This is a genomic window from Bradyrhizobium sp. SZCCHNS30572 (assembly GCF_032484415.1).
Classification (GTDB): Bacteria; Pseudomonadota; Alphaproteobacteria; order Rhizobiales; family Xanthobacteraceae; genus Bradyrhizobium.
The window spans coordinates 100,784-126,460 of sequence record NZ_JAUESY010000001.1 but is presented as its reverse complement, the minus strand read 5'-3'; the positions used below and the strand labels follow the sequence as shown (position 1 = coordinate 126,460).

Sequence of the window (25,677 nt, the reverse complement as noted above, 5' to 3'; positions counted from 1 at the left end):
CTACTGGCTCGCGCTTTCGCGGCGTTGCGACAGGTGTTCGATCGTTGCGCGTTGTGCGTAGAGCTCAGGTCCTCGCCAATCGCCATGGCGACACCGACCGTCTCGCTGCACGTTCCTCACAGATGAAGCGACATCGTCGCACTCATGTTCACGCCTCGCCGCGCTCGCGCACCAGCCGGAGCCACGCCGCCGCGGCCGGCGAGAGATAGGCGCCACGACGCCAGGCCATCGCCAGCGTCCATTCGGTGCCGGGCTCGTCGAGCAGGACGAGACTGATCGGCACCTGCGTGCGCTGGGTCGCGATCATGCGCGGCAGAAAGGCAACCCCGAGACCGGCACCGGCGAGTTCGGCGATGAAATCGATCTGCGTGCTGCGCGCGGCCACGACCGGCTCGAAGCCGTTGCGGCGGCAGGCCTCGCGGAGGATACGGTTGAGCGCGAAGCCGGCCTCGAACAGCACGAACGGCGTGTCGCGCAGCTCGGCGAGCATGATCGTCTCGCGGCGGGCCAGCGGATGCTCGACGGAAACGAGCGCCATCAGCGGCTCGCGGCGCACGATCTGCGCGGCGAACTCATCGGCGATCGGCGGCAGCAGGCCGGCAAAATCGATGTCGCCTGCAGCCAGCAATTCGCTGAGCCGGTCGCTGCCGTGCTCCACCAGCCGGATCTCGATCTCCGGATGAAGCTGGCGGTAGAGCGCGAACAATGGCGCGAACAGCGTGCTCGATCCGATCGGCGGCAGGCCGAGGCGCAGCACGCCGCGCTTCAGGCCGCGCAGCTCGGCGAGCTCCGCCTGCAGATCATCGCGCTCCGTCAGCAGCCGGATCGCACGGCGATAGACGATCTCGCCAGCCGCTGTCATGCGGCTCTTGTGGCCGAGCCGGTCCAAGAGCGGCAATCCGAGCTCGTCCTCAAGCTGCTTGACGGCCTTGCTCACGGTCGACTGGGTCGCAAACACCACCTTGGCGGCCTGGGAGAAGCCGCCTTGCCGGACGACCTCGACGAAGGTCCTGAGGGTACGGAGTTCCATAATCGCCCCTTAGTATTCCATTTTGGACTTATTATCATTCAATCAATTCGCTTTCTACATGCTGCGATGCGACATACCTTGAAGGCGCAATCACTTCTCGGACGCGTCGCATGATGCATCGCAACATTTCCATTGGGGTCCATCGCCTGCTCCGCCGCAACCGACTGGTGCAGATCGGCCTGCTCGGCCTGTTCTGGGCTGTCGGCGAGGCGCTGGCCCGGACGACCGGCCTGCCATTGCCCGGCGGCATCATCGGAATGGCACTCGCGCTCGCCCTGTTCCTGGCCGGCGGGCTGAAGGTCGCCAGCATGAAGCGCGGCGCGAACTGGATGCTCGCCGAGATGCTGCTGTTCTTCGTGCCGGCGGTGCTGGCGCTGCTCGACCATCGCGAACTGTTCGGCCTGCTTGGCCTGAAGATCTTTGCCTTGATCGTCGTCAGCACCACCGCCGTGATGTGCGTGACCGCGCTCACGATCGACCTCTGCTACCGTTGGACCGAGCGTCATGACCCTCGCCGCGCTGTGGCGTGAGCCGCTGATCCAGGCAGCTGTCTGGTCGCTCGCGACGATCCTGCTCTATGTGCTCGCCAAGCGCATGCACCGGCGCTGGCCGCGCTGGTGGCTGATGCCGCTCGCGGTGGCGCCAGCACTGCTGATGATCGCAGCGCTCGCGCTCAACGTCTCCTATCGCGACTACATCCGCGGCACGCATTGGCTGGTGGCGCTGCTCGGCCCGGCCACCGTCGCCTTCGCCGTGCCGATCTACGAGCAGCGGGCGCTGATCCGCCGCCGCTGGCCGCTGCTGCTGGCCGGCATGGTCGCGGGGAGCCTCACCGCGGTGGCGACCAGTTGGGCACTCGCCTATGTCCTCGGCATCGATGGCGAGCTGCGTCTGAGCCTGTTGCCGCGCTCGATCAGCACGCCGTTCGCGATGGAAGTCTCCGGCGAGATCGGCGGCATCCCCGATCTCACCGCCGTGTTCGTCGTGCTCACCGGCATCATCGGAGCCGCCGTCGGTGACCTCGTGCTCGCGCGGCTGCCGCTGCGCTCGACGCTGGCCAAGGGCGCGCTGTTCGGAGTCGGCGCGCACGGCGCGGGCACCGCGCGCGCCAACCAGATCGGTCGCGAGGAGGGCGCGGTCGCCGGCCTCGTGATGGTGCTGGTCGGGCTGATGAACGTGGCGCTGGCGCCGCTCATCATTCAGTTCATGCGGTAGCGCGCTCAGCCCCGTGCGAGCGAGGCGATCCAGTTGCTGATCTCTGTCTGCCGCATCCCGTCATTCGCCACGTCCTGGTCGAGCCCCAGCCGCCACAGAATGTCGCGCCGGGCACGGTCGTGGTGCAGGATCGCGAGATCGGCGGCGTAGCGCTCGAGCTCCGCCGGAGCGGCGAAGAAGCCCTCCTCGACCAGCGGCTGGCCGATGCGGCGGAGCACCCAGGCGACGTCCTGCAGGCTGAATTCGGGATGATACTGCACGCCCCAGAACCGGCCGCGGCCGCTGCGGATCTCCGCGGCCTGCACCTCGCTCATCGCGTTGCGTGCGGTGACCGTCGCATCCGGCGGCAGCCGGGTGACGATGTCGCTATGGATCGCCGGGGCATCGAACACGGCGCCCCGCGCCGCATGCATCGGATGATCGCGGCCCGCCTCCGTCAGCGCGATCTTGCGCGCGAAGCCGACCTCGCGGCCGGCCGGATTGAGTGACACCTCGCCGCCGGCCGCGACGCAGGCGAGCTGAAGCCCCCAGCATGAGCCGAACATCGGCACGCCCTGCGTGAAGATCGCGCGCACCAGCTCGATCTGACGCAGGGATTCCGGCTCGCGCTGATAGATATTGAGCGCCGATCCCGTGATGACGATGCCCTGATAGGCCTCGACCGGCTGCGGCAGGCGCGCATCGGCATCGGCGGGCGTGGCGATGTCGATCGCCGCGTCCGGCGCGAGTGCGCGCAGCACGGCCGCGTAGCTCTCCGACGGCGTGGCGCCTGCGACCTCGGCCCAGCGGCGCCGGCCGTCCAGCGAGTTGCCTTCGAGCACGAGCAGTCTCAGCACTCGTCAAACCTCCGCCCGCCCGATCACGGATCCAACACGCCGCGCAGGAATCGCGCGCTCCGCTCGTGCACCTCCGGCCGGTTCAGGATCGTATGGACGTCGGCATCGATCACCATCACCTCCGCCTTCGCATCGTCCTTGAGCGCGGCGGCGCAGGAGCCGGTGACGGCGCGGTCCTTGTTCCAGGGATTGGCGGCCGAGAAATAGGGATCGCGCGCCGAAATCGCGTTCAGCACCGGCTCGGTCGGGCCGATGCCGAGCCCGGGCGCGGTGACGAAGTAGTTGTCCTCGCACGACCACGAATAGATCAGCCGCGCCGCCACGTCCTTGCCGGCGTAGCGGCCGACCGCCACCGCGCCCTCGCTGGTGCCCGCCAGCACGATCCGCAGCCGGTCGACCCAGCTCCAGTCGCGCGACGCCTTCAGCGCGTTCTCCAGCTCGGCCAGCCGCAAGGCGTGGACGTGCTCATAGGTCGCGACGTCGACCGGCGAGGTGTAGGTCAGCCGGTCGGGAATCGCGAGGCTGTCGGGCGCCACCGATGCCACTCCGAGCTCGTCGGCGAGCCAGGCCTGGAACTCCTTCACCGCCGGCGCGACGCCGCTCGACCCGTGCATCACGATCACGAGCGGCGCGATCCCGATCACGTCGGGCGCGTCCTCCGCACGGCCCTCCCAGCGCCGTCCGCCGGCGAGTGTCGCCGGCAACACCAGGTTGGCCCGGCTCCAGGTCAGCGCAAGATTGGCCGGCGACGGCTCCAGCACCGTACCCCTGGTGTCGCCGGGCTTGTCGGCCGCGAGGGCGGCGGTCGCGCAGAGAAAGGCGGCGGCCATCGGCAGGAAACGCGCCACGAACATGATCGATCCGTCCTCCTGCGAGGCGAGCACAGCGAGCCTGGCGCGCACCGTCCGTTTCAATCACGGCATCGGGCTGCGGACAAGCAAGGTGCGACGGACGGTGCATGCAGGGCACCCATGCGGTGATGCGATCAGCAGGCGCGCAACCGCCGGCGCTGGGCACGCGGCGTCTCCATCGACCGGACGTGATGGCGCGGCGTGGCCGCAGTGCAGACCATCGCATTGAGCGCGCCGGCCGGCACGGCGGCGACCTCGCGCGCTCCTCCGCAGCCGCTGACGGCGCGGAGCCGCGGCACAACCGGCGACATGTCCCGCAAGGCCTCCTGCCGTACGCTCACATCACTCCGGATCTCCACGGGAGAGAGCGCCAGCAGCGTCGCCCGCAAGCCGCGAAGGATGGCGGCCATTGCGCGCGACGGCCGCGCCCAGCGAAACGGCCGGGCCGAACGCTTGGCGCGGCCATCGGCGCGCTTGGCTCGCCCGGCTCCGCTGGCGCGACGGCCGCGCTGATTGGATGCTGATCCCTCGTCATCGACCTGCAACATCAGCCGGAACGGCTGTTCCGAGGGGCCGGCCGCGATCAACAACTTGCGCATGCGTCTCACCTTGATCTCGTCACGGCCAACCCGGCGGCCGCGTTCATCGACACCATGGCGCAAGCGCGGTGACCGCAAGCTGTTGCCGGATGTCAGCGACATGTCAGCTCGGCCGCGGGCGGTATTGTCGCCGGATGGCGACGCGTCGCTCACAGTCTCCCTCCCAGCCGCGCCATCACCAGATCCAGCACGCCGGCGTCGTCGAACGCCGCCGCGGTCAGCGCCGCGCCGGCCGCGATCAGCTCGTCGTGACCGAGATTGGTGCGCATGCCGACGGTGGCGATGCCGGCCGCCGTCGCCGCCGCGATGCCGGCGCGGGAATCCTCGAAGGCGACCGACCGTTCCGGCACGGCATCGATCGCGCGCAGGCCTTCCAGATAGGGCAGCGGGTGCGGCTTGCCGTGCGGCAGCTCGTCGCCGATGACCACGGCGCGAAACCGGTCCATCAGGCCGAGCCCGTGCAGGATCAGCTCGGCATTGGCCCGCGGCGCGTTGGTCACGGCCACCACTGGAATCGCCGCCGCCGCGGCCCGATCGAGCAGCGCCATCAGGCCCGGCAGCGGCTGCACCGCGCCGGCGGCGAGGCTGCGAAACACCTCCTCCTTCTGCGCCATGACCGCCGCGCGCCGCTCGGGCGGCTGATCGGGCAGAAATTGGGCGGAGATCGACAAATTGGATCGGCCGAGCAGTTCGCGTGCCGCCCGCGCGCGGTCGAACACATGACCATATGGCCCGAACACCGCGTTGAAGGCCTGCAGATGCAGCGCATCGGTATCAGCGAGCGTGCCGTCGATGTCGAACAGCAAAGCCCGCCCCTTATTGATAACGCCTCGCATCAGCAAATTGACCTCAACTCATCCGGATGTTGACGCGATCTGATCCAACTCTCGACCAGACCAGCTGTCGTTATTCCTCAAACGGCGTGAAACCGCGACGGGGGAAATTGCGATGATCGGCCAGTTGAGCGCATTGCCTGTTTTGACATCGTCGAGGCTCGGAGCGGCCGCCGCGCTGGTCTCCGTCATCTGCATTGCCGCGCCCGGCGCCGCGCAGGCCGGCCCCGCCAACGGCGACATGGTCAACGGCCAGTACTGCAACGATCTCTGCAAGGCCTATATGGCCTGGTCCGACCGCATGCTGGCCGTCACCCAGCCCGCGTCCTATTCGCGGCCGCAGGTGCGGGTCGCGGTGCCGCAGAGCATGACGCCGAAGAAGATGGACAAGGCCGAGAAGCCGGACCGGATGGCGCAGCATGGGCCGAAGCCGCATCGGCCGGCGAACCTGAACTCCTTTGCGCAGCTGCCCTCCGGCACCCAGGCCGCGCAGTCTTCGATGGAGCCGCCGCCGAGCGACCTCGCCGCGTCCGACGCGCCGGCGACAGGTCGGCTGTTCGCCGCCGACCCGCTGCCCCACTCCGCCATCGCCGACATGCGGCGCGCGACCGACGCCGCCGGCCTGCGGCTGGTGTCGATGACCGAGCCCGGCATGGCGCCCGTCACGGTCGGCGAGGCCGGCGGCAGCCCGCGCTCGAAGATGCCCTCGATGTGGATCATGCTCGCTGCAGCCGCGCTGCTGGCCTATTTCGGCCATGGCTGGCTCAAGCGCCGCAACGGCGCCTCGCATCACCTCAACTGAGACGGCAGGAACTGCGACGTCAGGTCGGCCGCGCAACGCCGCGGGAACCATTCCGGACAAATTGACCACCTGCCCTCGCCTGCGACCGGGGCTTCGGTTGAACTCGCAGCGCCGCGGCTCTATGCGTGGGCGATGAACATCGCCCTCACCGCCCCACCGCTGAGTTCCTGGCCGCGCCACCGCGCGGACCTCAAGCCTGCGCCGTTCCTGCCGATGAGCCGCAAGGAGATGGATGCGCTCGGCTGGGACGCCTGCGACATCGTGCTGGTGACCGGCGACGCCTATGTCGACCATCCTTCCTTCGGCATGGCGATCATCGGCCGGCTGCTCGAGGCCCAGGGCTTTCGCGTCGGCATCATCTCGCAGCCCGACTGGCACTCCGCCGAGCCGTTCAAGGCGCTCGGTAGGCCGCGCGTGTTCTTCGGCGTCACCGGCGGCAACATGGATTCCATGGTCAACCGCTACACGGCCGATCGCCGCATCCGCAGCGACGACGCCTATACGCCCAATGGCGAAGGCGGCAGGCGGCCGGACCGCTGCACGCTGGTCTATGCGCAGCGCTGCCGCGAGGCATTCAAGGACGTGCCCGTCGTGCTCGGCGGCATCGAGGCCTCGCTGCGCCGGATCGCGCATTACGACTACTGGTCCGACAAGGTTCGCCGCTCGGTGCTGGCCGACGCCAAGGCCGACATCCTGATCTACGGCAATGCCGAGCGCGCCGTGATCGAGGTCGCGCACCGCATCGCCGGCGGCGAAGCGCCGAAGGACATCCAGTCGGTGCGCGGCACCGCGCTGTTCCGCAAAGTCCCTGAGGGCTACGTCGAGCTTCACGCCGACGATCTCGACTCCGCCGACGAAGGCGCTGCGCGCGAGAAGGGCGACGTGGTTATCCGGCTGCCGTCCTGCGAGCAGGTCGAGGCCGACAAGGAAGCCTATGCCCGCGCCTCGCGCGTGCTGCACCGGGAGAGCAATCCGGGCAATGCGCGTCCCCTGGTGCAGCGTCATGGCGACCGCGACCTCTGGCTCAACCCGCCGCCGATCCCGCTGACCATGGCGGAGATGGATAGCGTCTACGATCTGCCCTATGCCCGCGCGCCGCATCCGTCCTATGGCGACGCCAAGATCCCGGCCTGGGACATGATCAAGTTCTCGGTGACGATCATGCGCGGCTGCTTCGGCGGCTGCACCTTCTGCTCGATCACCGAGCATGAGGGCCGCATCATCCAGAGCCGCTCGGAAGGCTCGATTTTGCAGGAGATCGAGCGCATCCGCGACAAGACGCCGGGCTTCACCGGCGTGATCTCCGACATCGGCGGCCCGACCGCCAACATGTACCGGATGGCCTGCAAGGATCCGAAGGTCGAGGCTGCGTGCCGCCGGCCAAGCTGCGTGTTTCCGGAGATCTGCCCGAACCTCAACACCTCGCATGACGACCTCATCCGGCTCTATCGCAAGGTGCGCGAGGTCAAGGGCGTCAAGCGCGTGATGGTCGCCTCCGGCGTGCGCTACGACCTCGCGGTCGAGAGCCCGGCCTACATCAAGGAGCTGGTCACGCATCACGTCGGCGGCTATCTGAAGATCGCGCCGGAGCATACCGAGCGCGGCCCGCTCGACAAGATGATGAAGCCGGGCATCGGCAGCTATGACCGCTTCAAGCAGATGTTCGACGCCGCCGCCAAGGAGGCCGGCAAGAAGTACTATCTGATCCCGTATTTCATCGCGGCTCATCCGGGCACCAGCGACGAGGACATGATGAACCTCGCGCTGTGGCTGAAGAAGAACCGCTACCGCGCCGATCAGGTCCAGACCTTCCTGCCGTCGCCGATGGCGACCGCAACGGCGATGTATCACACTGGTGTCAATCCGTTGCGCGGCGTGCGTCACGGCGGCAGTGACAAGGTCGAAGCCATCAAGGGCCTGCGGCAGCGAAGGCTGCACAAGGCATTCCTGCGCTATCACGATCCGGACAACTGGCCGGTGCTGCGCGACGCGCTGCGCGCGATGGGCCGCGCCGACCTGATCGGCTCGCGCCCCGAGCAACTGGTGCCGGCGCATCAGCCGCCGGGCACCGGCAAGGCCGCAACGACACGGCGGCCGGTGCGCCGGGAGCAGCGACCGCAGCGGTTCACGACCAAGGGCGTGAAGATCATGAAGTAGTTGGTAGGTCGCGGCCTTGTCATGGAGTCCCGCCCTAACATCCTCTCCGCTGTCGTCCCGGGCTTGACCCGGGACCCATAACCACAGGGAGACGTGTTGGGCGCGCCCTGAGCCACTTGCCTGCCTCACACCTCCGCCGGTGGTTATGGGTCCCGGCTCAGGGCCGGGACGACATCGAGTTTGTCGTGAGGCCGTTCCAACTCACAGGCGTGATGCGCATCGCTTAATGCGTGCACCTCCGCCTCCGTCCACTCCACGATCTTCCCAAACAGCCCACCGCAGCCCCGCGACGCCATTCGCGCCCAGGTCATGCTGCCGACAAAGCCCTCGACAAACGAGAGGGCGCGGGGAAGACCGGACCTCGACTGAGGCCCGTGGCCCGCCTGCAGAAAAAAATGCAGGCGGCAGGTACCACGAGTCCAGCCGGACGACCCGGCCTTCCCCGCGCGCTGGTTTTAACGGCTGCTTCGCGATCTCCCTGGGGACCGGGCTGTCTTGCCCCCATCACCGGCGAGACGCGTCTGACGCATCATCGACCGGCTTGACCTCAGCATCGGGAGGCCAGGACCACGCGACTTGACCGTACGCACCAGGCTTATTCGTCGGCCCGCTTGCGCGAAAGCCCCGAGCCCGACACGTCCACCGCTCCCCGCTGCTACGCTCCGTGACGATCGGCCGAAACGTCCCTCTTCATCGCGAGCGGGATGGCCGGAAACATCGTTCTGATTTGCCCGACGATGCAAGCCGAACAGCCTGCGACAAACTGGCTCGACGGGCAATCTGCGCATGACGGGGATGCGGGAATTGCCCGTCGGGCCGACAGAGAACTGATGAGCACGGACGGGCCGACGTTCGCCACCGATGGCGACCACCTCCTTACGACGCTCATTCATGATTGCGTTTGCCCCGCACTGTCCGCCATAATTGTACAACAGACATTTTCGCGAGTTTGATTGCAGCCAGGACGATTGGAAGCCGAACGTTCTTTTGGGGAGAGAGCGCACATGCACGCGCCAGTGGCCGGCTCGAAACCGGTTCCCGTGGTCGGCACGGCCTACAGGCCGGATATCGACGGACTGAGAGCTGTCGCAGTCATGTCCGTCGTCGTGTTCCACGCCTTTCCGCATGTGCTTCGCGGCGGCTTCATAGGAGTCGACATCTTCTTCGTCATATCCGGATTCTTGATCACCTCGATCATCGTTGCGGATCTGGCGAACGGATCATTTCGTGTTCGGACCTTCTACGCTCGTCGCGTCAAGCGCATCTTCCCTGCCCTCATCGTGGTTCTTTTCGCCGCCCTCCTACTCGGATGCTTTCTTCTGTACACCGACGAATACAAGGAGCTCGGCAAGCAAGTTGCGGCGAGCTCCGGATTTGCCGCGAACCTGCTGTTCTGGAAGGAGGCCAACTATTTCGACCTGGCCGCGGAAACGAAGCCGCTGCTTCACCTCTGGTCGCTGGGCATCGAAGAGCAATATTACATCCTCTGGCCGCTGCTGCTGTGGCTGTGCTGGCGGACGAGGAAGCGCGCCCTGCCGTACCTCGTGGGGCTGCTGCTCGTCGGGTCATTTCTGCTGAATATCAAAGCCATGGGCACCAGCCCGACCGAGGCCTTCTACTCCCCGCTCACGCGCGCATGGGAGCTGTTTGCAGGCGGCCTGCTGGCGATCGCGTCGTCCCCATACACCAGGCCGCTCTTCGGCGCTGTCCCTGACGCGGGGAATCGATCACCCATTTCCGATCGGCTCGCGGCGTCGGGAATAGTCCTGTTGGCGGCGAGCCTGATCCTGATTTCGAGAAATACGCCATTTCCCGGGTGGGCAGCACTGCTGCCTGTCGCAGCGACCTGCATGCTCGTCGGCGCCGGGCCGTATAGCTGGGTCGCTCGACGCATTCTCTCGCATCCTTTCCTGGTTGGAATCGGGCTGATCAGCTACCCGCTCTATCTCTGGCATTGGCCTCTGCTCGTCCTGACTCGCGCCTGGATGGGCGAGGCAGGCTCCGCACCGCTTCGATCCGGCGTCATCGCGCTGAGCGCCGGTTTGGCCTGGATCACCTATCGATTTCTGGAACGTCCGATCCGGTTTGGGCAATCGCCCTTGCGGTCGGTCCAACTGCTCTGCGGTGCCTCGGCGGCGCTCGCAGGAATCGGCGCCCTGACCATGACCTACGGCTGGACCTTCAAGCCGGGCGATCTGAACAGCTACGCGGCCTATTTCGATTCATTCCGCACGGGCGTGTCGCCGGCTCGGGAAGAGCTGGTGGAAATCAACCAGAACCAATGCAACTTCTACAACTTCGAGAGTGCGCTTCCCACGCGCGTCCCTCGGGACGGCATCAGCCCGGACTGCTACACCAGCCACTCTCGCAGAGCGGTGCTGCTCTGGGGCGACTCTCATTCGGCGCATCTCTTCCATGGCTTACGGAAGACGCTTCCGTCCGATACGTCCCTGCTGCTCGTTTATGCGTCGGGGTGCCGTCCACACCCGATCGATCTGACCAGACTGACGACCGACTACTGCGAGATGTCCAACTCCTTTGCGCTGTCGACAATCAAAGAGGTCGTTCCTGATGTCGTGGTCATCTCATTCAACAATTCCTTCGATACGGAGTACCTGCGCGAGGTGTCTCGGGACATCAAACGGATCGGTGTGAAACGGGTGATCGTGCTCGGACTGGCGCCTCATTGGGAACCGTTCCTCTTCAAGGTGGTCATGCAGCACTATTGGCAGTTCACACCGGCACGAATCTCGACGCACCTCGACCAGCATGCGCTTGGCATCGACAAGGCATTTCGAGACGAGCTCCAGGCCAACGAACCGTTCGAGTACCAGAGCCTTCATGACTTCTTCTGCAATCGAGAAGGCTGCCTCATCTATCTCGATCGCAACCGGCGCGAGGGTCTCGTGAGCTTCGATAATGCGCACCTGCGACCGCTTGCGTCCCTCTACCTCGCCGAGCACCTGCTCACCCCGTTGATCCAACGCGACGTCCAGCCGAGGACGCGTGACGACGCGCAGCCGCACGGTGGCAGGACGGGGACTCTCGATGACCGGCCAGGAGTGCAGTGAAGATACGGCGCATTGCCGGGGGCGGATCACGAGACGTCCCGCGCAGCCCATCCACGTCCGCCTGCCATCGCCCGACCTGTCCGCTCAAAACCGCCCGCGGCTTGTTCACCGGCTCGATGCGATCGAGAATCTTGCCGAGATCGCGCCTCGCGGACGTCGTAGTCGGTCTGCAGATTGAGGCGGAGCTCCGGCGATGGATCGATGAATATGCATTGAATGCGCCGATCGTCGTTCGGAAAAAGCGGCTTGCGCCGGCCGCTCGTCACGTATAGACGGCGCCTGTCGCGAAAAGCGGCCGTTGCCTGCGGCCGAGTACAAGCCGTCCATCTGCCTTTCTGGCATGGAGCGGCCCAGCGTCTCCCACACATCAATCGCCTGACGGATCGTCAGGCTCCAGCGAGCGGTTGCGCGTGTTTGCGCCATCGGCTCGCGTGGACCGGAGCGCGCCATGACCAGGGCTGTTGCCGTCATCTATCTCACCATCGTGCTCGATGCCGCCGGCATCGGGCTGATCTTTCCGATCCTGCCGGCGCTGCTGCACGACGTGACCCACACCGGCGACGTGGCGTTCCTTCTCGGCGTCATGACGGCGCTCTACGCCGCGATGCAGTTCATCTGCGCCCCGGTGCTGGGCTCGCTGAGCGATCGGCTCGGCCGGCGCCCGCTGCTGCTGGTCTCGCTGGCCGGCGCCATCGTCAACTACCTGTTCCTGGCCGCTGCGCCCGATCTCTGGATGCTCCTGCTCGGCCGCGCCATCGCCGGCGTCACCAGCGCCAACGTCTCGGTGGCCACGGCCTACATCACCGACGTCTCGCGCGAGGACCAGCGGGCCCGCCGCTTCGGCCTCCTCAATGCGATGTTCGGCATGGGATTCATCATCGGGCCCGTGCTCGGCGGCGCGCTCGGCGACCATTGGCTGCGGCTGCCGTTCGTCGTGGCGGCGGCATTGAACGGATGCAACGTCCTGCTGGCGTTGCTGATGCTGCCGGAATCGCGACCACCGGACCCAGGCAAGATCGAGATCGCAGTTCTGAACCCGCTGCGGCCACTGCGCTGGGTGTTCGCCGTCAAGAGCCTGCTGCCGGTCGTTCTCCTCTTCTTCCTGTTCAGCGCGACCGGCGAGGCCTATGGCGTCTGCTGGGCGCTGTGGGGCGGCGACACCTTCCACTGGAGCGGTCTTTGGATCGGCCTGTCGCTCGGCACCTTCGGGGTGTGCCAGATGCTGGCCCAAATATTCCTTCCCGGTCCGGCCGTGAGATTGCTGACCGAGCGCGGCGCCATCCTGACCGGAGTGACCTGTGTCTGCACGGCCCTCACCGCCATGGCGTTCGCCAACCAGAGCTGGATGGTGTTTGGCGCGATGCCGCTGTTCGCGCTCGGCGGCATGGGCATGCCGGCCCTGCAGTCGATCGCCACCCGTCAGGTCGACGCACATTTGCAGGGCCAGTTCCAGGGCGTGCTCGCCGCCACGGTCAGCCTCGCCTCGATCGTTGCGCCGCTCGGCTTCTCGAGCCTGTACTTCGCCGTCAGGGACGAATGGCCCGGAGCGATCTGGCTGTCGGTCGTCGCCATCTACGCGATCGCCATTCCCGTCGTCGTCACGCTGCGCCCGGCCAAGCCGGCGTCTGCGCCCTGATGCGTCGGAACCATCGCCGTCGCCGCCCGTTGGCCCGGATGCCTGAGATCGAACTCGCAAAGCCGCTCGTTCGAGCGATGCAGATCTATCGTCGCGTAGCCAGACACGATCTGGACCAGGGAGCGCGGCGCGCCCTGGCGCGGCATATCCGCGGACTGGCCGAACAAGGCGTGCATGATCCCGGCCGGCTGACCGTCTGCGGCCTCAGCTATCTGCGCAAGCTCGACCGACAACGCGGCCGCGAGCGATCCTGACCTGTCGCGTCGGACACATGGCGATCGATCGTGAGCAGACCGCACCTCCGATCCGCCCGATCGCCTGGCTACATCACGCCTTTCAGTTCAGGCGAGTGCGACGGAGATGGCCGGGGCAAGCCCGGCCATGACGACGATGAAATGGCGGGCATGACTTAGATCGACTACGCGATGGCCTTCTCGCGCCCAATCAATCCTCTGCTGGTAGCGACCGCCTCAGTTCGCACTGATCGCGTGCAGATGCATCGCGAGCATCATCGGATCGTGGTGCGGCTCGGCGGAATAGGACGCATAGGCCGTTGCGTGGTCATGGTTCGCGCCGGCATCGGCGCCATTCAGCGCAGCAGCGTCGGCCTGGGCATTCGCCAGCACCTGCGCGGCGCCGGCGGCATCACCCAGCTTGGTGAGGCTGGCGGCCGTCTCGGCGGCCACCGCGGAGGCGATCGCGACGGCCTGCTGCGGAGTCTGCACCGGTGCGGCGACCCCGGCGGCGTGCGGGATCTGGGCGAGCAGGGCCTGCGTGTCGGGAGTCGAGATATTGTAGCCGAGCGTCTCCAGCACCACGAGATCGATCGGCGACAGCGTCTGCGACGTGGTCGGATTGTAGAATTCGTTCAAGGGATCGCGGGCGCCCTGGATGCCGGTGTTGAGGAAGTCGGCCGGGTCCGACATCTGACCGTAATCGGCGATCTTGGTGAGCCCGCCGTCGAGCGAGAAATACGCGGGAGGCGCCGAGCTGATGCTGTTGTTGATCAGATGCTGCCCCGGCTTGGTGAAGTCGAACAGGTCGAAGATGTCGAGATTGCCCGGCGACGGCACCCGTCCCAGCGCATGCGACAGTTCGTGCAGCGCGACGCCGACCAGCGACTGCGTCGGGATGTCGGTGTTGAAGACGGCGAAGCCGTCCTCCGTCGTCGTGCTGTTTGGATCGATGAGCCCGAGCACCTTGGCCTGGGCGTTGGCGACGAACACCTGGGAATGGCCCTGCACTGCCCGCCCCGTCGGCAGGTTGTCGAACACCGTGTCGCCGGCCGCCGCGTGGTCCTGCAGATCGGTTCGGAGCTGCGCGTAGCTGGCGAACACGCCATTGGAGACATTGGCGCCGGCACCGCCGCCGGTGCCGGCGAAATCGATCGCGAGGTTGACCGTGGCCTGATCGGTGATCGCCGAGGACAGGATCGCCGCCGCCTGCTCGACGCCGGCGCGGAAGCTTTCAGGCGCGGCCGCAGCGGCGGCATCGAAGGTGAGGTTGAAGGTGAGACCGCCGGTGTGAACCGAGACGGTCTCGGAGCCATCGGCGTGCACCAGCGGATCCGACACCGCGCCGGGCGGCAGCACGACATGCGAGGCAGCCGCAGCCATATTGGTCGTCGTGTTCTTCGCCGCCGCGGCCGGATCGGGCATCATGAGGCCATCTGAGCTCAGCCCGAGCTGGTCATGGGTCAGCGTGTTCATCAGACGGACTCCTTGATCATGGCCCCCCGCGTCTCCAGCTGCGAGGCGTTCGCAGGCTGCGACCATCATCGGCAAGTGAGTGAAAAGTCTGACGCTGCCGGACCCACTTCGGGGCAGCCGTGCCACGGTTTGGATGCGGCCGGGCGGGCCCGCCATGCTCCTGCCGCGCTGGTCTCGCGCGACGAATGACGGCAATCTGCGGCAGGCGTCCGCGACGGATGCAGCCAACATCATTCAGATCGAGAGCCTCCCATGAAGATGCGCCCGCTCGGCCGTTCCGGCCTCAACGTTCCGCCCCTCTGCTTCGGCTGCAACGTGTTCGGCTGGACGGTGGACGAGGCGGCCTCGTTCCGCCTGCTCGACAAGGTGCTGGAGTCCGGGATCAACTTCCTCGACACGGCGGACGTCTATTCGCGCTGGGTGCCCGGCCACAGCGGCGGCGAGTCCGAGACCATCATCGGCAAATGGATGAAGCTGCGCGGCAATCGCGATCGTGTCATCCTCGCCACCAAGGTCGGCATGGACATGGGCGACGGCAAGGTCGGGCTGAAGGCCGACTACATCGCGCGCGCGGTGGAGGACAGCCTGCGCCGGCTGCAGACCGACGTGATCGATCTCTATCAATCGCACAAGGACGACGAGACGACGCCGCAGGAGGAGACGCTGGCGGCCTATGACAGGCTGATCAAGGCCGGCAAGGTGCGGGTCATCGGCGCCTCGAACTTCTCGGCGGAGCGGCTGCAGGCCGCGCTCGAGCTGTCGGCGAAGAGCGGCTTGCCGCGCTATGAGAGCCTGCAGCCGGAATACAGCCTCGCCGAGCGCGCATCCTACGAAGGCGCGCTGCAACGCGTCTGCGAGAACTACGGCGTCGGCGTCATCACCTTCTTCTCGCTGGCCGCCGGCTTCCTCACCGGCAAGTATCGCTCGGAGGCCGATTTCGGCAAGAGCCCGCGCGGACAGCGCGGCATCCCGAAATACATGAACGAGCGCGGCATGCGCATCCTCGCCGCGCTGGACGCGGTCGCAAGGGAGACCGGAGCGCAGCAGGCCTCGATCGCGCTGGCGTGGCTGCTGGCCAAGCCCTCGGTGACGGCGCCGATCGCCAGCGCCACCAGGCCCGAGCACGTCGACACGCTGGTGGCGGCGACGGAGCTCGCGCTGACCGCGGACCAGGTCGCGCGGCTCGACGCGGCGAGCGCGTGAGCGCCGGCGCGCGGCGCCACCATTCAGCGCCAGGCGTGCGACGTTTCGACACGCACGCAGGACGGTCGTTCTCCACCGAACACGGCCTGTGATCGAGGATTCGGCGCGCTCAGCGCCGGTCCCCGATCGCAACACTCGATCACGCTCCTGCACCGCATTTTCAGCACAGCGGTGAAGCGGGCCGGGCGACTTTGCAGCATCTCGCGGATCGCCACCTCACGGCCAAACTTCGGCCGGGATCGAACTGCTAAGTCCACTGTCCATTTAGAATGTATCGAGGAAGCGTTCGGTGAATCGTGTCGCGCGCGTAACTGTTGGCGCATTCCTATTTGCATGTGTTCTGTCATCCCTCGTGGCGCTGTCTGGCAGCGCCCGAGCGCAGCAATTGCCGCAGCGCCCGCCCACCGGCGGCGCCGTCGGTACGCTGCCGGACCGCGAGGCGCTGAACTCCGGCACCGTCACCGTGATCACCGCGCCGATCGGCGGGCCGATGTCGGTCATGGGCTCCGACATGGCCGCGGTGCTCGACGAGGGCGAGAGCCTGCGCGTGCTGCCGATCCTCGGCAGGGGCTCGGCGCAGAACCTCATCGACATCATCATGTTGAAGAACATCGACATGGGCTTCGTCACCACCGACGCGCTGGAATTCGTGAAGACGGAATACAACATTCCAGACATCGCCCAGCGCGTGCGCTACATCGCGCAGCTCTTCCACAACGACGTCCACATCGTCGCGCGGCGCGAGATCCGCTCGCTGGAGGATCTCAATGGACGGCGGGTGTTCGCCGAGCGCTCGATCGGCCTGCCGGCGGCGCGCACGATCTTCCGCCGGCTCGGCATTCGCGCCGACATCGACTCCCAGACCGATCCGACCGGCGGGCTGCAGAAGCTGATCGACGGCCAGGGCGATGCCTGGATCGCATCGGTGTCGAAGGACGCGCCGATCATCAAGGGCATCAAGAACGAGGGCGGCCGGCTGCACCTCTTGACGGTCCCCTATGACCACGCGCTGCAGGACATCTATCTGCCGTCGTCGTTCTCGTCCGAGGAATATCCGAACCTGGTGCCGCCGGGCACCAAGGTCGAGACCGTCGCCGCCTCGACCGTGCTGATGGTCTACAATTGGCCGGAGAACAGCGAGCGCTATCGCCGTACGGCGCGGTTCGTCGACGCGCTGTTCGGCAAGATCCAGGTGCTGCAATCGCCGCCGCGGCATCCGAAATGGCGCGATACCGTGCTGTCGGCGCCGGTGCAGGGCCTGGTCCGCTTCAAGGCGGCGCAGGAATGGCTCGATGGCGCTCGCGCCATGCAGTCGCCGGGCCAGGATGCCAACCCGGCCGAATTCCGCAAGTTTCTCGACGAGCGCAAGGCGCAGGCGAGGATGTCGCCGGACGAGGCCGCGCGACTCTACAGCGACTTCCTGAAGTGGCAGCGGAGCAGGGAGCCGCGCTGAGCGCGGGCCGCCGGAAACGACGTCCCGGCATCAAGCGCGCGGCGGCGATCCCGCCTGCTCGGCCGTGCGCCGGACGGCCGGCAATGTCGCATCCGCAGCGTCGCCTTGCGAAGGCGCGGCGCGCGCGAAGCTGAGCTCGACCGTGGTGCCGCCGCCCGGCGTCTCGCGCAGCGCGACGCGGCCCTGATGCGTCGCCATGACCTGCGACACGATCGAAAGCCCGAGCCCCATGCCTTCGCCGCGGGCGTGGCCGCGCTCGAACGGCTGCAGCAGGCGTTCGGGCTGATCGGATTGCAGGCCGGGCCCCGAATCGATCACGCGCAGGCGCGCCGCGGCGTCGACCTCGACGAGGATCGGACCGCCCGCGCCGGCATGCGCGACCGCATTCCTGATCAGGTTGGAGAGCGCGACCGCGATCGCCGGCTCCGAGCCGCGGATCCGGACCGGCGCATCGCAGCCGGCGAAGCCGATCTCGAGCCCGGAGTGCAGCGCCATCGGCACATGCTCGGCGGTGACGCGCCGCGCCAACGCGACCAGGTCGATCTCGCCCAGCTCGTCCGGCTCCAGCGAAATCCGCGCCAGTTGCAGCAGCATGGTGACGATCGACGACAGCTTCTGGTTCTCGCCGACCAGTTTGGCGCGCAGGCCGGCATCCGGCACCGCCTCCAGCATGGTGCGGGCGTTGGTCAGCGGGGTCCGCAGCTCGTGGGCGGCATTGGACAGGAAGTTGCGCTGCGCCTCGGCGGCGTGGTCGATGCGCGACAAGGCGCGGTTGAAGGCGGTGACCAGCGGCAGCAATTCGGCCGGCGCGTCCCGCTCGGGCAGCCTTCGGCCGTCGGGCACGCCGTCGATCATCTCGGCCGCGCGTGCGACCGCACGCACCGGGCGGGCGATCAGCGTCGGCACGAACAACAGCGCCGCCAGCACCGTCGCGACCAGGACCAGGATGATCGGAAGCGCGACGATGGTCGCGTCGGTCAAGGTGCCCGTCATCAGCTGCGTCGACGTGTAGGCGACGCCGCCGGTCTCGATCAAGACCTCGCCGACCGGCGTATTGCGGACCGCCATCATCCGTTTCAGGCGCCGGGTCTCGCCGTCGATCGCATAGGCCAGGAAGCTGGTGCCGTTCTGCGACGACGGACCCTTGTGCGGCCGCCATTTCGGAATCGGCCCGTAGCTCACCTCGCCGCTCTTGTCGGAGACGACGTACCAGAACGTCGGGAAGTCCTGCATGATCGTGTCGAGGCGGGGCGTCTGCTTCACGAGCAATTGGCCGCCAGCATCCCGAGCCACGGCCTCCTTCAGCGCGTCGGCAACGTCGGCCGCACCCCACGTGCCGTCATCGTCGCCGCCGAAGCGGATCAGCAAGGCAGCGGCGCAGATCAGCATGATGGTGGTAACGACCGCAATCAGCGTCGCGGAGAGCAGCGTGATGGAGCGGCGGATACGGCTGAGCTTCTGCCACCTCACCTGCGTCACTCGCCGCTCAGGAGATAGCCGAGGCCGCGCACCGGCCTGATCGTCGCCCTGCAATTGGCTTCGCGCAGGCGGCGGCGCAGCCGCGACACATGGGCCTCGATCGCGTTCGACTGGATCTCGTCCTCGAAGCCGTAGGCCGCGGTCTCCAACGTCTCGCGCAGCACCACCCGCCCGCTGCGGCGAACCAGCGCCTCGAGGATCGCCAGTTCGCGCCTGGGCACCACGATCGGCGCCTGGTCGACGCAGACCGCGCGATTGACGATGTCGAAGCCCAGATTGGCGATCGAGACCATCGCGCCGCGGTCGAGAAACAGCCGGCGCAGCACCGCCCTCGCTCGTGCCACCAGCTCGATCGGCTCGAACGGCTTGGCGACGTAGTCGTCCGCGCCCTCGTCGAGCGCACGCGCGATGTCGGCGGGATCGTCGAGCGCCGTCAGCACCACGGTCGCGGGGCTCGGCTTCTGCTGCCGCAGGTCCGGCAATAGCGCCAGCCCGTCGCCGTCCGGTAGTCCGCGGTCAATCACCACGAGCTCGAAATTGCGCACCGCGATCGCCGCCCGCGCCTCGTCGAGCGTCGTGACGATGTCCGACGAGCCGAACGCCGTCGCGAGTGCATCCCGCAGCCAGAGCCCGAGCTGGGGATCGTCCTCAACGACCAGAACGCGCACGCCATCCTCCCGCAACATCGACAATCGGCTGTTCCTATCATTACAGACGGATTACAATAGGATTACGTCGGCGGCATTTTGATACCGTTGTTTTTTTCAGCGCTCAATCGAAGTCGACCCGATCTGCCAGGGCTGATCGAGCCTCCATCGCGATATCTCAGTTGCAAGCCGAACGACTTCTCGGCCGGCGCGATTGCGGTGGTATGACGTGCCATGCCGCGATGATACGATTTTCGACGTCAGCCTTTCGTAATCGTCTCGGCCTAGACTGGCATTCAAATACGCGCCGAGGATTCGCCCGCATGAAGCCTGCCGCATGATCGACCGGACATACCGGGCGATCCGCCATTCTTTGTCGGCCGCGGCTGCCGATCGCGCGTCACATCCGTCGCCTCATCATTGATCAACACCGACATGTTCCATGGCTTTGCGTTCTCGACCGTCGCCGAACGGTCGGACTGTCATCCGGCGGCCTGGCGCCGTCCGTTCCTGCGCTGGCTCGACGGCATCGAGGCCGGCTGGGCCGTGCCGCTGCTGCTGGTGTGCTTCGTGGCCGTGTGGACGGCCTATCTCTCGATCGCCTATGCCGGCGCCGGCCTGCATCCCGACGTGATCGAGACCTGGACATTCGGACGGCAGTTCGCCTGGGGCTACGACAAGCATCCGCCACTGATGGGCTGGATCGCCGGCGCCTGGACCGCCGTCTTCCCTCTTTCCGACTGGTCGTTCCACCTGATGGCGATGACCAATGCGGCGCTGGCGCTGTGGTTCGTCGACCTGATTTCGCGCCGCTTCGTCGTCGGGGACAAGCGGGTGATCGTGCTGCTGCTGCTGATGCTGACGCCGGCCTATCAGTTTCACGCGCAGCGCTTCAACGCGAACTCGGTGCAATTGGCGACGTGGCCGCTCGCCACCTACTGCTTCCTGCGCGCGTTCGAAACGCGAACGATGCCCTGGGCGGCGGCCGCCGGCCTGACGGCCGCGCTCGCGCTGCTCGGCAAGTACTACTCGATCTTTCTGGTGATGAGCTTCGCATTCGCCGCCATGGCGCATCCGCAGCGACGCGCCTATTTCACCTCGGCGTCGCCATGGATCTCCACGGCCGCAGGCCTCGCCGCGCTGTCGATGCATCTCGACTGGCTCGTCGGACACGACGCAGCGCCCATCCAGCACGCGCTGATGCACGCGCGCTCCACCCTGGCGACGTCGTCGCGGGATGCCCTGTTTTTCCTCTTGGGGCTCGCGGCCGCGATGGCCGTGCCCGCCGTGACCTGGCTGATCGTCGCCGGCGCCAGGATCAGGTCTTTCACCACGGAGATGGCCGCGCTGAACGGCGGCCTCCGGCTGTTGTCCTATATCGCCATCGGCACGGTCGGTCTGCCCGTCATCAACGCGCTGATCATGGGTACCGACCTGCCGTCGCTATGGGCACTGCAGGGACTGTTCCTGTTCGTCGTGGTGGTTGTCTGCGGCGCAGGCTATCCGATCGCGCGCTTCCACACCGTCAACATCGCGGTGCTGACGGCCGGGATCGCCGTCCTGGCTGCGATCGTCGCGGCGCCGCTCCACGCCTTCTACCGCAACAGGCACGGCTATGAGGAAGGCCGTACCTTCTACCAGCAGACCGCGCGGGAAGCGACGCGCCAATGGAGGGAGTTGACGGGGAAGCCGCTCGAGCATGTCGGCGGCACCGAGAGTCTCGCGCTCGCAACTGCCTTCTACAGCGCTGATCATCCCGCTTACGGTCTGCCCGTCTCGATCCACAAGACCGGTGCGGACTCTGGCAGCGAAGGCTGGATTTCGCTGTGCTTCCGCGACCAGGCGGATTGCATCGGCGCCGCGGAAGCGGCGGCCGCCCGATCCGGCACCTACGTCAAGCGCGAGTTCGCGGTGCAGGCGCGGCTGCTCGGCTGGACAGGATGCACACGAACGGTGGTGGCATTCCTGGTGACGCGGCCGAAGGAACCATAGGAATGAGGCAACGCCGGACGCGGCAGCCTCGTCAGCGGATCCGAACATTCGGACCAAGGACAAGGTCCCGTATTGGCGGGACCTTGTCCTCGGGCGGCGGTCTCAGTCGTTGTCCCAGGATCCGTCGGAATAGCCGTCCCGGTAGCCGGACAAATAGCCGTCGCCATAGTTGCCGTATTCCGCGTCGTACTCATAGACGCGGTGACGACGATAGACGACCCGCGGCGGCGGATAGTCGTCGTAGCTGTAGACATAGGTGGGCGCGGAACGGGCGGTTGCCGCCGAACCGATCAGGGCTCCGATCGCCAGACCTCCGACGACGCCGGCGGCGACCGCCGCTCCGCGATTCCCGCCAGCGTTGGCCGGCGTGGCGATCGTGCCTGCGATGGTCGAGGCCATGATCATAAGCGCGCAAATTCGTTTCATTGGGTTCTCCTTGCGATCGGCTCGGCCGTCGCTGCGAGAGCCTCGTGGCTGCGGCTTACCGCATCATTACAGACGGCGGATGGCAGATGCACAACGAACATGTGAGCGCGAGCACCGCCCCGAGCTCCATCATGGCAGGCCGTTCGGACGTGTGGGGCTGGGACACAAACCGAACGGCCTGCTCACTGGACTCCGACGACGTTCGAAGCCATGCGGCGCCAGATCATGATGGAAGGTGCCGCAGGTGGGACGGAGCCGACCTGATCAGGCCGGGCTTTCGGGTCTGCGGCTGCGCTCCAATGTCCTTCCGATCGAACGCCACATCGAGAGACGGCGAGCAATGGCTCATCATGACACGCTGTCGATGGCAAACCGACGTGACCTCGATCAAGGACGCGTTGAAGCTAGCGTCACGGCCTTACCGCAGGATTACAGTACGACGCGGATGATCCGGGCATCTCACCAGTGCATGGCCGGGAAGAATTCCAAGGGCGGCCATGCTGATGGCCTCCGTGCTGAACACAGCGCGCGCGAGCGGCGGGGTTCGATGTGATCGAAGACAACGGGCCCGACAGCGCGCTGATGTGCTTCACGTTCCGACCGCGCAACGGCGATGTAGTTCCGTATGAGCGGCGGCGATTTCAGAGCTTCCGGTGCGCGCGCTCACCGCGGCGTCGGAGATATCGCACCCGCCTCATGCCCGCCCAGGAAACTCCGCAGTTCCGCCGGCGTGCGCGCGACGCGACGCGACGAGCGTTTCGCAGATCGCTCAGTTTCTTTCCCCCGCGACGCGAAGCGAAATCAGCAGGCATCGCGCTGGAATTGTTGTGCGGCTCCGCCGCCATCTGCTAGGGAGTGCGGCATCGCGCGATCAGCCGGTTGGGAGAGTGGGTGTCTCTGACACGCGAACGAATCGAAGGGCTCGCGCCTGATCAGGCCTCACTCGCCGCAGCGCTGAAGCTCGTGAAGCCTGCCAACTGGCCAATGCTGGCCGCGAGCAGCGATGCCGAGGTGCTGTGGGGCGAATGCCAGGGCTCCGGCGCGACGCCGTATCGCGTGGTCGCCGCGGCCGACGGCAGCGGCTACAAATGCACCTGCCCGAGCCGCAAGTTTCCCTGCAAGCACGTGCTGGCGGTGCTGTGGCAGCGGGTCGACAAGCCCGAGCGGTTCGAGACCACCAACCCGCCGCAATGGGTCGAGGATTGGAGCGCGCGGCGGCGCGGCTCGAGCGGCCGCGCGCCGGGCAAGCCCAAGCCGGAGGGCGACGATGCGGGCGCGCCACCGTCGCTCGATGCTGCCCTGGCAGAGGCCGCGACGATTGCTCCCGCCGACCCAAAGGCTGCCGCGCGCGCCGAGGCGCAGCGCGAGCGGATCAGGGCCGAGCGCGAGGCGGCGATCCTCGCCGGACTCGACGAGCTGGAGCGCTGGATCGCGGATCAGCTCAACCAGGGGCTTGCCGATTTCGCCGCCCGCGCCGCGTCCGCCGCGCGCACGCTGTCGACGCGACTGGTCGACGCCAAGGCCGGCGGCCTCGCTGCGCGGCTCGACCAGCTCTCATCCGAACTGTTTCGCGTCGGAGAGGATCGCCGCGCCGATCTCGCCATCGAGCAGCTCGGCACCATGTCCCTGATCGCCTCGGCCTACCGGCATCAGGACCGGCTGCCGGCACCGCTGCGCGAGGATGTCCGACGCGCGGTCGGCTGGTCGCTGCGCCGCGAGGAGCTGCTGGCGGACGCCACGGCCCCGCGCGCGAGCAGCGTGTGGATCGTTGCCGCCAACCTGTCCGAAGTGCAGCCGGACAAGCTGCGCAGGCTGGAGACGTGGCTCGTCAACACGGGCGATGACCCCGGCCAGCCGCGCGCCGCGGTGCTGATCGATTTCGTGCCGGTGTCCGGCGGCGGCGCCGGATTTCCGTTCGCGCCGGGGGAGATCATCGACGGCGAGGTCGTGTTCTATCCGTCGGCCGCGCCGTTGCGCGGGCTGCTGGCGAGCCGCAAGACGGCGGCGACCGCGACCTGGCCGCGGCCATCGCCGGGGCTTGCCCCAGCGCTGCAGGACTACACGGCGCGGCTCGCCGCGCTGCCGTGGCTCGATCGCTGGCCGCTGCTGCTCGCGGGCGTCACGCTTCACACCGCGGGAAAGGGTGCGCTCGTCATCGCCGACGAGGCCGGAGCTGCGATCGCGGTGGAGCGCGGCCAGTTCGACCAACTGACGCCGCTGCTCGGCCTCGACGACCTGTCGCTGCTGTGTCTGTGGGACGGCCGCATTGCGCAGGTGCTGGCCGCCGAAACGGCGCTCGGCCGCTGGCATCACGAGGGCTGACGATGGCGAGCGCGATCGATCCCCAGAGCCATGCCCGCCTGCGCCAATCCTTCCTGCTTGGCCTGGCGCGGCAGCCCTTGACGACGCCGCCGGCGCTGGCCGAACTGTTGCCACACGGACGCGAGCCCGCGCTGCCACTCCTTGCGCTGGCCGCGCAATGGCAGCGCTTCGCCGGCGCGACGGCGCCTGTCGCCGATCCCATGGCGGATGCCGCCCTGCGGCTGCACCAGGACGCGCGGCCCATCCTGCCCGAGGCGGCGCGGCGCGCGCTCAAGGCATTGGCGCGCAGCGTCGAGAAGTCGCTGGCGTCGAGCGCCTTGCCGCTCGCGCTGCGCCGTATCCAGGCCGCCGGCTGCCGGCTGCATCCATTCGATCTGCCGGATTTCGTGCCGCACATCAAAGCCAATGCCGAGGACCAAGGCCTCGCCGAGCGCGCTTATCTGGCGCTGATCGCCTCCGACGCCGATGACGATGCCACCAAGGGCCTGTTCTTCGAACGCATCACCATGGAGAACTGGACCACCTTCCCGAAGACGCAGCGCCGCGCCTTCGTGGCGGAGCAGCGCCGCAACAATCCCGCCGACGGCCGCGCGCTGATCGAATCGGTCTGGAAGAGCGAGCCCGCGCCGGTCCGCGCTGCGCTGCTCGATGCACTGATGGTCGGCCTCGGCCCCGATGATCGGCCGTTTCTGGAGAGCCTGAGCGCCGATCGCGCCGACAGCGTCAAGCAGCTCGCCGCACAGCTCCTGACCCGGATCGCCGAACGCACCGAGCACGGCGCCCGGCTGACCGAGGCCGCGCGGTGCTTCCAGCGCGCGGGCTCGTTGCTGGCCAAGATCGGCCTCGGCGCGGCGTCGACAGTGACCTTCAAGCTGCCGGCCGACGGCCTGAAATGGCAGGAGGCCGAGGCGTTGCGCGAGCGGCTGTTCGGCGGGCTGCGGCTCACCGCGCTCGCCACGGCGGTCGGCGCGCCGCCCGAGGCGCTGATCGCTTCACTGCCGCCGTCCGAGCACCGCGTGCTCACGCTCCTGATGGATGCCGCCGCGGCCGAGGGCGATGACGACACCGTGCTGCGCATCATCGGCGCGCGCCTCTGCGGCGGTGACGCACTGCACGGATATGCGCTGATGTCCTTGGCGGCGAAGGCCCGCCAGCCGCTCGCGCCGCAGGTCGCCGAACGCGTGCTCGCATCGCCGGCCTGGCAGAAGGCGATTCAGGACCTCGCCGACGCGACGACGCCGGCGGCGCAGAAGGACGACGGCCGGCTGGTGCTCATGGCTGCGCTGATGCCGCGCGCGACGATGCCCGCCTTCGTCGCCACGCTCACCCCGCTGTCCCCCGCGACCGCGCGCGCGGCCAAGGATTTCACCGACCTCGTTCTCGCGTTGCCGACGTAACGCACCATCAAACAGTCCG

21 protein-coding genes are annotated in these 25,677 nt (G+C 67.3%); 12 read left to right on the top strand and 9 right to left on the bottom strand.

The features are described from left to right. Positions 1-148: 148 nt before the first annotated feature. Positions 149-1,030 carry a LysR family transcriptional regulator gene (locus QX048_RS00550; RefSeq protein WP_316172725.1) on the bottom strand — a complete coding sequence of 294 codons (882 nt, stop codon included), beginning with the start codon at positions 1,028-1,030 and terminating at the stop codon, positions 149-151. 110 nt (positions 1,031-1,140) lie between these two features. Here QX048_RS00550 and QX048_RS00545 point away from each other — a divergent pair, with 110 nt between their 5' ends. Together QX048_RS00545 and QX048_RS00540 are read left to right on the top strand one after the other, a co-directional pair. Continuing rightward, a complete protein-coding gene (locus tag QX048_RS00545) occupies positions 1,141-1,560 on the top strand; it encodes a CidA/LrgA family protein (protein WP_316172726.1) in 420 nt (139 codons plus the stop codon). Then, positions 1,535-2,245 carry an LrgB family protein gene (locus QX048_RS00540; RefSeq protein WP_315825887.1) on the top strand — a complete coding sequence of 237 codons (711 nt, stop codon included), beginning with the start codon at positions 1,535-1,537 and terminating at the stop codon, positions 2,243-2,245. The genes QX048_RS00545 and QX048_RS00540 overlap by 26 nt, the downstream gene beginning before the upstream one ends. Before the next feature lie 5 nt (positions 2,246-2,250). Here QX048_RS00540 and QX048_RS00535 read toward each other — a convergent pair whose 3' ends face one another. The 4 genes from QX048_RS00535 to QX048_RS00520 all read right to left on the bottom strand — a co-directional run bounded on the left by QX048_RS00535 (position 2,251) and on the right by QX048_RS00520 (position 5,373). Next, a complete protein-coding gene (locus tag QX048_RS00535; RefSeq protein ID WP_316200354.1) occupies positions 2,251-3,081 on the bottom strand; it encodes a type 1 glutamine amidotransferase in 831 nt (276 codons plus the stop codon). A 23-nt stretch (positions 3,082-3,104) separates the two neighbouring features. After that, positions 3,105-3,935 carry a hypothetical protein gene (locus QX048_RS00530; RefSeq protein ID WP_316200374.1) on the bottom strand — a complete coding sequence of 277 codons (831 nt, stop codon included), beginning with the start codon at positions 3,933-3,935 and terminating at the stop codon, positions 3,105-3,107. A gap of 131 nt (positions 3,936-4,066) precedes the next feature. Then, positions 4,067-4,531 carry a hypothetical protein gene (locus QX048_RS00525; protein ID WP_316169582.1) on the bottom strand — a complete coding sequence of 155 codons (465 nt, stop codon included), beginning with the start codon at positions 4,529-4,531 and terminating at the stop codon, positions 4,067-4,069. Between the two features lie 149 nt (positions 4,532-4,680). After that, positions 4,681-5,373 (bottom strand): HAD-IA family hydrolase, encoded by a 693-nt coding sequence (locus QX048_RS00520; RefSeq protein ID WP_316167295.1) that lies wholly within the window; start codon positions 5,371-5,373, stop codon positions 4,681-4,683. 106 nt (positions 5,374-5,479) lie between these two features. Between QX048_RS00520 and QX048_RS00515 the strand changes: the two genes are divergently transcribed. From QX048_RS00515 to QX048_RS00495, 5 genes are all read left to right on the top strand, one after another. Then, positions 5,480-6,166 (top strand): hypothetical protein, encoded by a 687-nt coding sequence (locus QX048_RS00515; protein WP_316169583.1) that lies wholly within the window; start codon positions 5,480-5,482, stop codon positions 6,164-6,166. Between the two features lie 132 nt (positions 6,167-6,298). Beyond that, positions 6,299-8,323, top strand: coding sequence for a YgiQ family radical SAM protein (locus tag QX048_RS00510; protein ID WP_316169584.1), 2,025 nt, complete (start codon positions 6,299-6,301; stop codon positions 8,321-8,323). Between the two features lie 1,004 nt (positions 8,324-9,327). Next, positions 9,328-11,394, top strand: coding sequence for an acyltransferase family protein (locus QX048_RS00505; protein WP_316169585.1), 2,067 nt, complete (start codon positions 9,328-9,330; stop codon positions 11,392-11,394). Positions 11,395-11,842: 448 nt separating this feature from the next. Beyond that, the gene (locus tag QX048_RS00500) at positions 11,843-13,030 is read left to right on the top strand and encodes a TCR/Tet family MFS transporter (RefSeq protein ID WP_316200355.1); all 1,188 of its coding nucleotides are present in this window, start codon (positions 11,843-11,845) and stop codon (positions 13,028-13,030) included. Positions 13,031-13,068: 38 nt separating this feature from the next. Then, positions 13,069-13,284 (top strand): hypothetical protein, encoded by a 216-nt coding sequence (locus tag QX048_RS00495; RefSeq protein ID WP_316200356.1) that lies wholly within the window; start codon positions 13,069-13,071, stop codon positions 13,282-13,284. 216 nt (positions 13,285-13,500) lie between these two features. Here QX048_RS00495 and QX048_RS00490 read toward each other — a convergent pair whose 3' ends face one another. Further along, positions 13,501-14,739, bottom strand: a complete 1,239-nt coding sequence (locus QX048_RS00490; protein WP_316169588.1) for an NF038122 family metalloprotease — start codon at positions 14,737-14,739, stop codon at positions 13,501-13,503. A gap of 252 nt (positions 14,740-14,991) precedes the next feature. On the opposite strand from QX048_RS00490, the gene QX048_RS00485 reads away from it, so the two are divergent. Beyond that, the gene (locus QX048_RS00485; protein WP_315715410.1) at positions 14,992-15,942 is read left to right on the top strand and encodes an aldo/keto reductase; all 951 of its coding nucleotides are present in this window, start codon (positions 14,992-14,994) and stop codon (positions 15,940-15,942) included. Between the two features lie 340 nt (positions 15,943-16,282). Continuing rightward, positions 16,283-17,395: a TAXI family TRAP transporter solute-binding subunit gene (locus tag QX048_RS00480; RefSeq protein WP_409998662.1), complete on the top strand. Its 1,113-nt coding sequence runs from the start codon at positions 16,283-16,285 to the stop codon at positions 17,393-17,395. A gap of 30 nt (positions 17,396-17,425) precedes the next feature. Here the strand turns inward: QX048_RS00480 and QX048_RS00475 are convergent, their stop codons facing one another. Continuing rightward, positions 17,426-18,874, bottom strand: a complete 1,449-nt coding sequence (locus tag QX048_RS00475; protein ID WP_316167289.1) for a HAMP domain-containing sensor histidine kinase — start codon at positions 18,872-18,874, stop codon at positions 17,426-17,428. Further along, positions 18,871-19,542 carry a response regulator transcription factor gene (locus QX048_RS00470; RefSeq protein ID WP_315715407.1) on the bottom strand — a complete coding sequence of 224 codons (672 nt, stop codon included), beginning with the start codon at positions 19,540-19,542 and terminating at the stop codon, positions 18,871-18,873. Before QX048_RS00470 ends, QX048_RS00475 begins: the two co-directional genes overlap by 4 nt. A 414-nt stretch (positions 19,543-19,956) precedes the next feature. Between QX048_RS00470 and QX048_RS00465 the strand changes: the two genes are divergently transcribed. After that, positions 19,957-21,513, top strand: a complete 1,557-nt coding sequence (locus tag QX048_RS00465) for a glycosyltransferase family 39 protein (RefSeq protein ID WP_316200357.1) — start codon at positions 19,957-19,959, stop codon at positions 21,511-21,513. 102 nt (positions 21,514-21,615) lie between these two features. On the opposite strand, the gene QX048_RS00460 is transcribed toward QX048_RS00465, so the two are convergent. After that, on the bottom strand, positions 21,616-21,939 hold the full coding sequence (locus QX048_RS00460) for a hypothetical protein (RefSeq protein WP_315715405.1): 324 nt from the start codon (positions 21,937-21,939) through the stop codon (positions 21,616-21,618). 891 nt (positions 21,940-22,830) lie between these two features. Here QX048_RS00460 and QX048_RS00455 point away from each other — a divergent pair. Continuing rightward, positions 22,831-24,261, top strand: coding sequence for an SWIM zinc finger family protein (locus QX048_RS00455; protein ID WP_316200358.1), 1,431 nt, complete (start codon positions 22,831-22,833; stop codon positions 24,259-24,261). Between the two features lie 2 nt (positions 24,262-24,263). Beyond that, on the top strand, positions 24,264-25,658 hold the full coding sequence (locus QX048_RS00450) for a DUF5691 domain-containing protein (protein WP_316200359.1): 1,395 nt from the start codon (positions 24,264-24,266) through the stop codon (positions 25,656-25,658). The last annotated feature ends 19 nt before the right edge of the window (positions 25,659-25,677 follow it).

Excerpts from the sequence above, each read along its gene's own strand:
- QX048_RS00460 (WP_315715405.1), bottom strand. The coding sequence starts at position 21,939 with ATGAAACGAATTTGCGCGCTTATGATCATGGCCTCGACCATCGCAGGC.
- QX048_RS00540 (WP_315825887.1), top strand. The coding sequence starts at position 1,535 with ATGACCCTCGCCGCGCTGTGGCGTGAGCCGCTGATCCAGGCAGCTGTC.
- QX048_RS00450 (WP_316200359.1), top strand. The coding sequence starts at position 24,264 with ATGGCGAGCGCGATCGATCCCCAGAGCCATGCCCGCCTGCGCCAATCC.
- QX048_RS00550 (WP_316172725.1), bottom strand. The coding sequence starts at position 1,030 with ATGGAACTCCGTACCCTCAGGACCTTCGTCGAGGTCGTCCGGCAAGGC.
- QX048_RS00465 (WP_316200357.1), top strand. The coding sequence starts at position 19,957 with ATGTTCCATGGCTTTGCGTTCTCGACCGTCGCCGAACGGTCGGACTGT.
- QX048_RS00525 (WP_316169582.1), bottom strand. The coding sequence starts at position 4,531 with ATGCGCAAGTTGTTGATCGCGGCCGGCCCCTCGGAACAGCCGTTCCGG.
- QX048_RS00545 (WP_316172726.1), top strand. The coding sequence starts at position 1,141 with ATGATGCATCGCAACATTTCCATTGGGGTCCATCGCCTGCTCCGCCGC.
- QX048_RS00495 (WP_316200356.1), top strand. The coding sequence starts at position 13,069 with ATGCCTGAGATCGAACTCGCAAAGCCGCTCGTTCGAGCGATGCAGATC.
- QX048_RS00490 (WP_316169588.1), bottom strand. The coding sequence starts at position 14,739 with ATGAACACGCTGACCCATGACCAGCTCGGGCTGAGCTCAGATGGCCTC.
- QX048_RS00530 (WP_316200374.1), bottom strand. The coding sequence starts at position 3,935 with ATGTTCGTGGCGCGTTTCCTGCCGATGGCCGCCGCCTTTCTCTGCGCG.
- QX048_RS00505 (WP_316169585.1), top strand. The coding sequence starts at position 9,328 with ATGCACGCGCCAGTGGCCGGCTCGAAACCGGTTCCCGTGGTCGGCACG.
- QX048_RS00485 (WP_315715410.1), top strand. The coding sequence starts at position 14,992 with ATGAAGATGCGCCCGCTCGGCCGTTCCGGCCTCAACGTTCCGCCCCTC.
- QX048_RS00510 (WP_316169584.1), top strand. The coding sequence starts at position 6,299 with ATGAACATCGCCCTCACCGCCCCACCGCTGAGTTCCTGGCCGCGCCAC.
- QX048_RS00515 (WP_316169583.1), top strand. The coding sequence starts at position 5,480 with ATGATCGGCCAGTTGAGCGCATTGCCTGTTTTGACATCGTCGAGGCTC.
- QX048_RS00500 (WP_316200355.1), top strand. The coding sequence starts at position 11,843 with ATGACCAGGGCTGTTGCCGTCATCTATCTCACCATCGTGCTCGATGCC.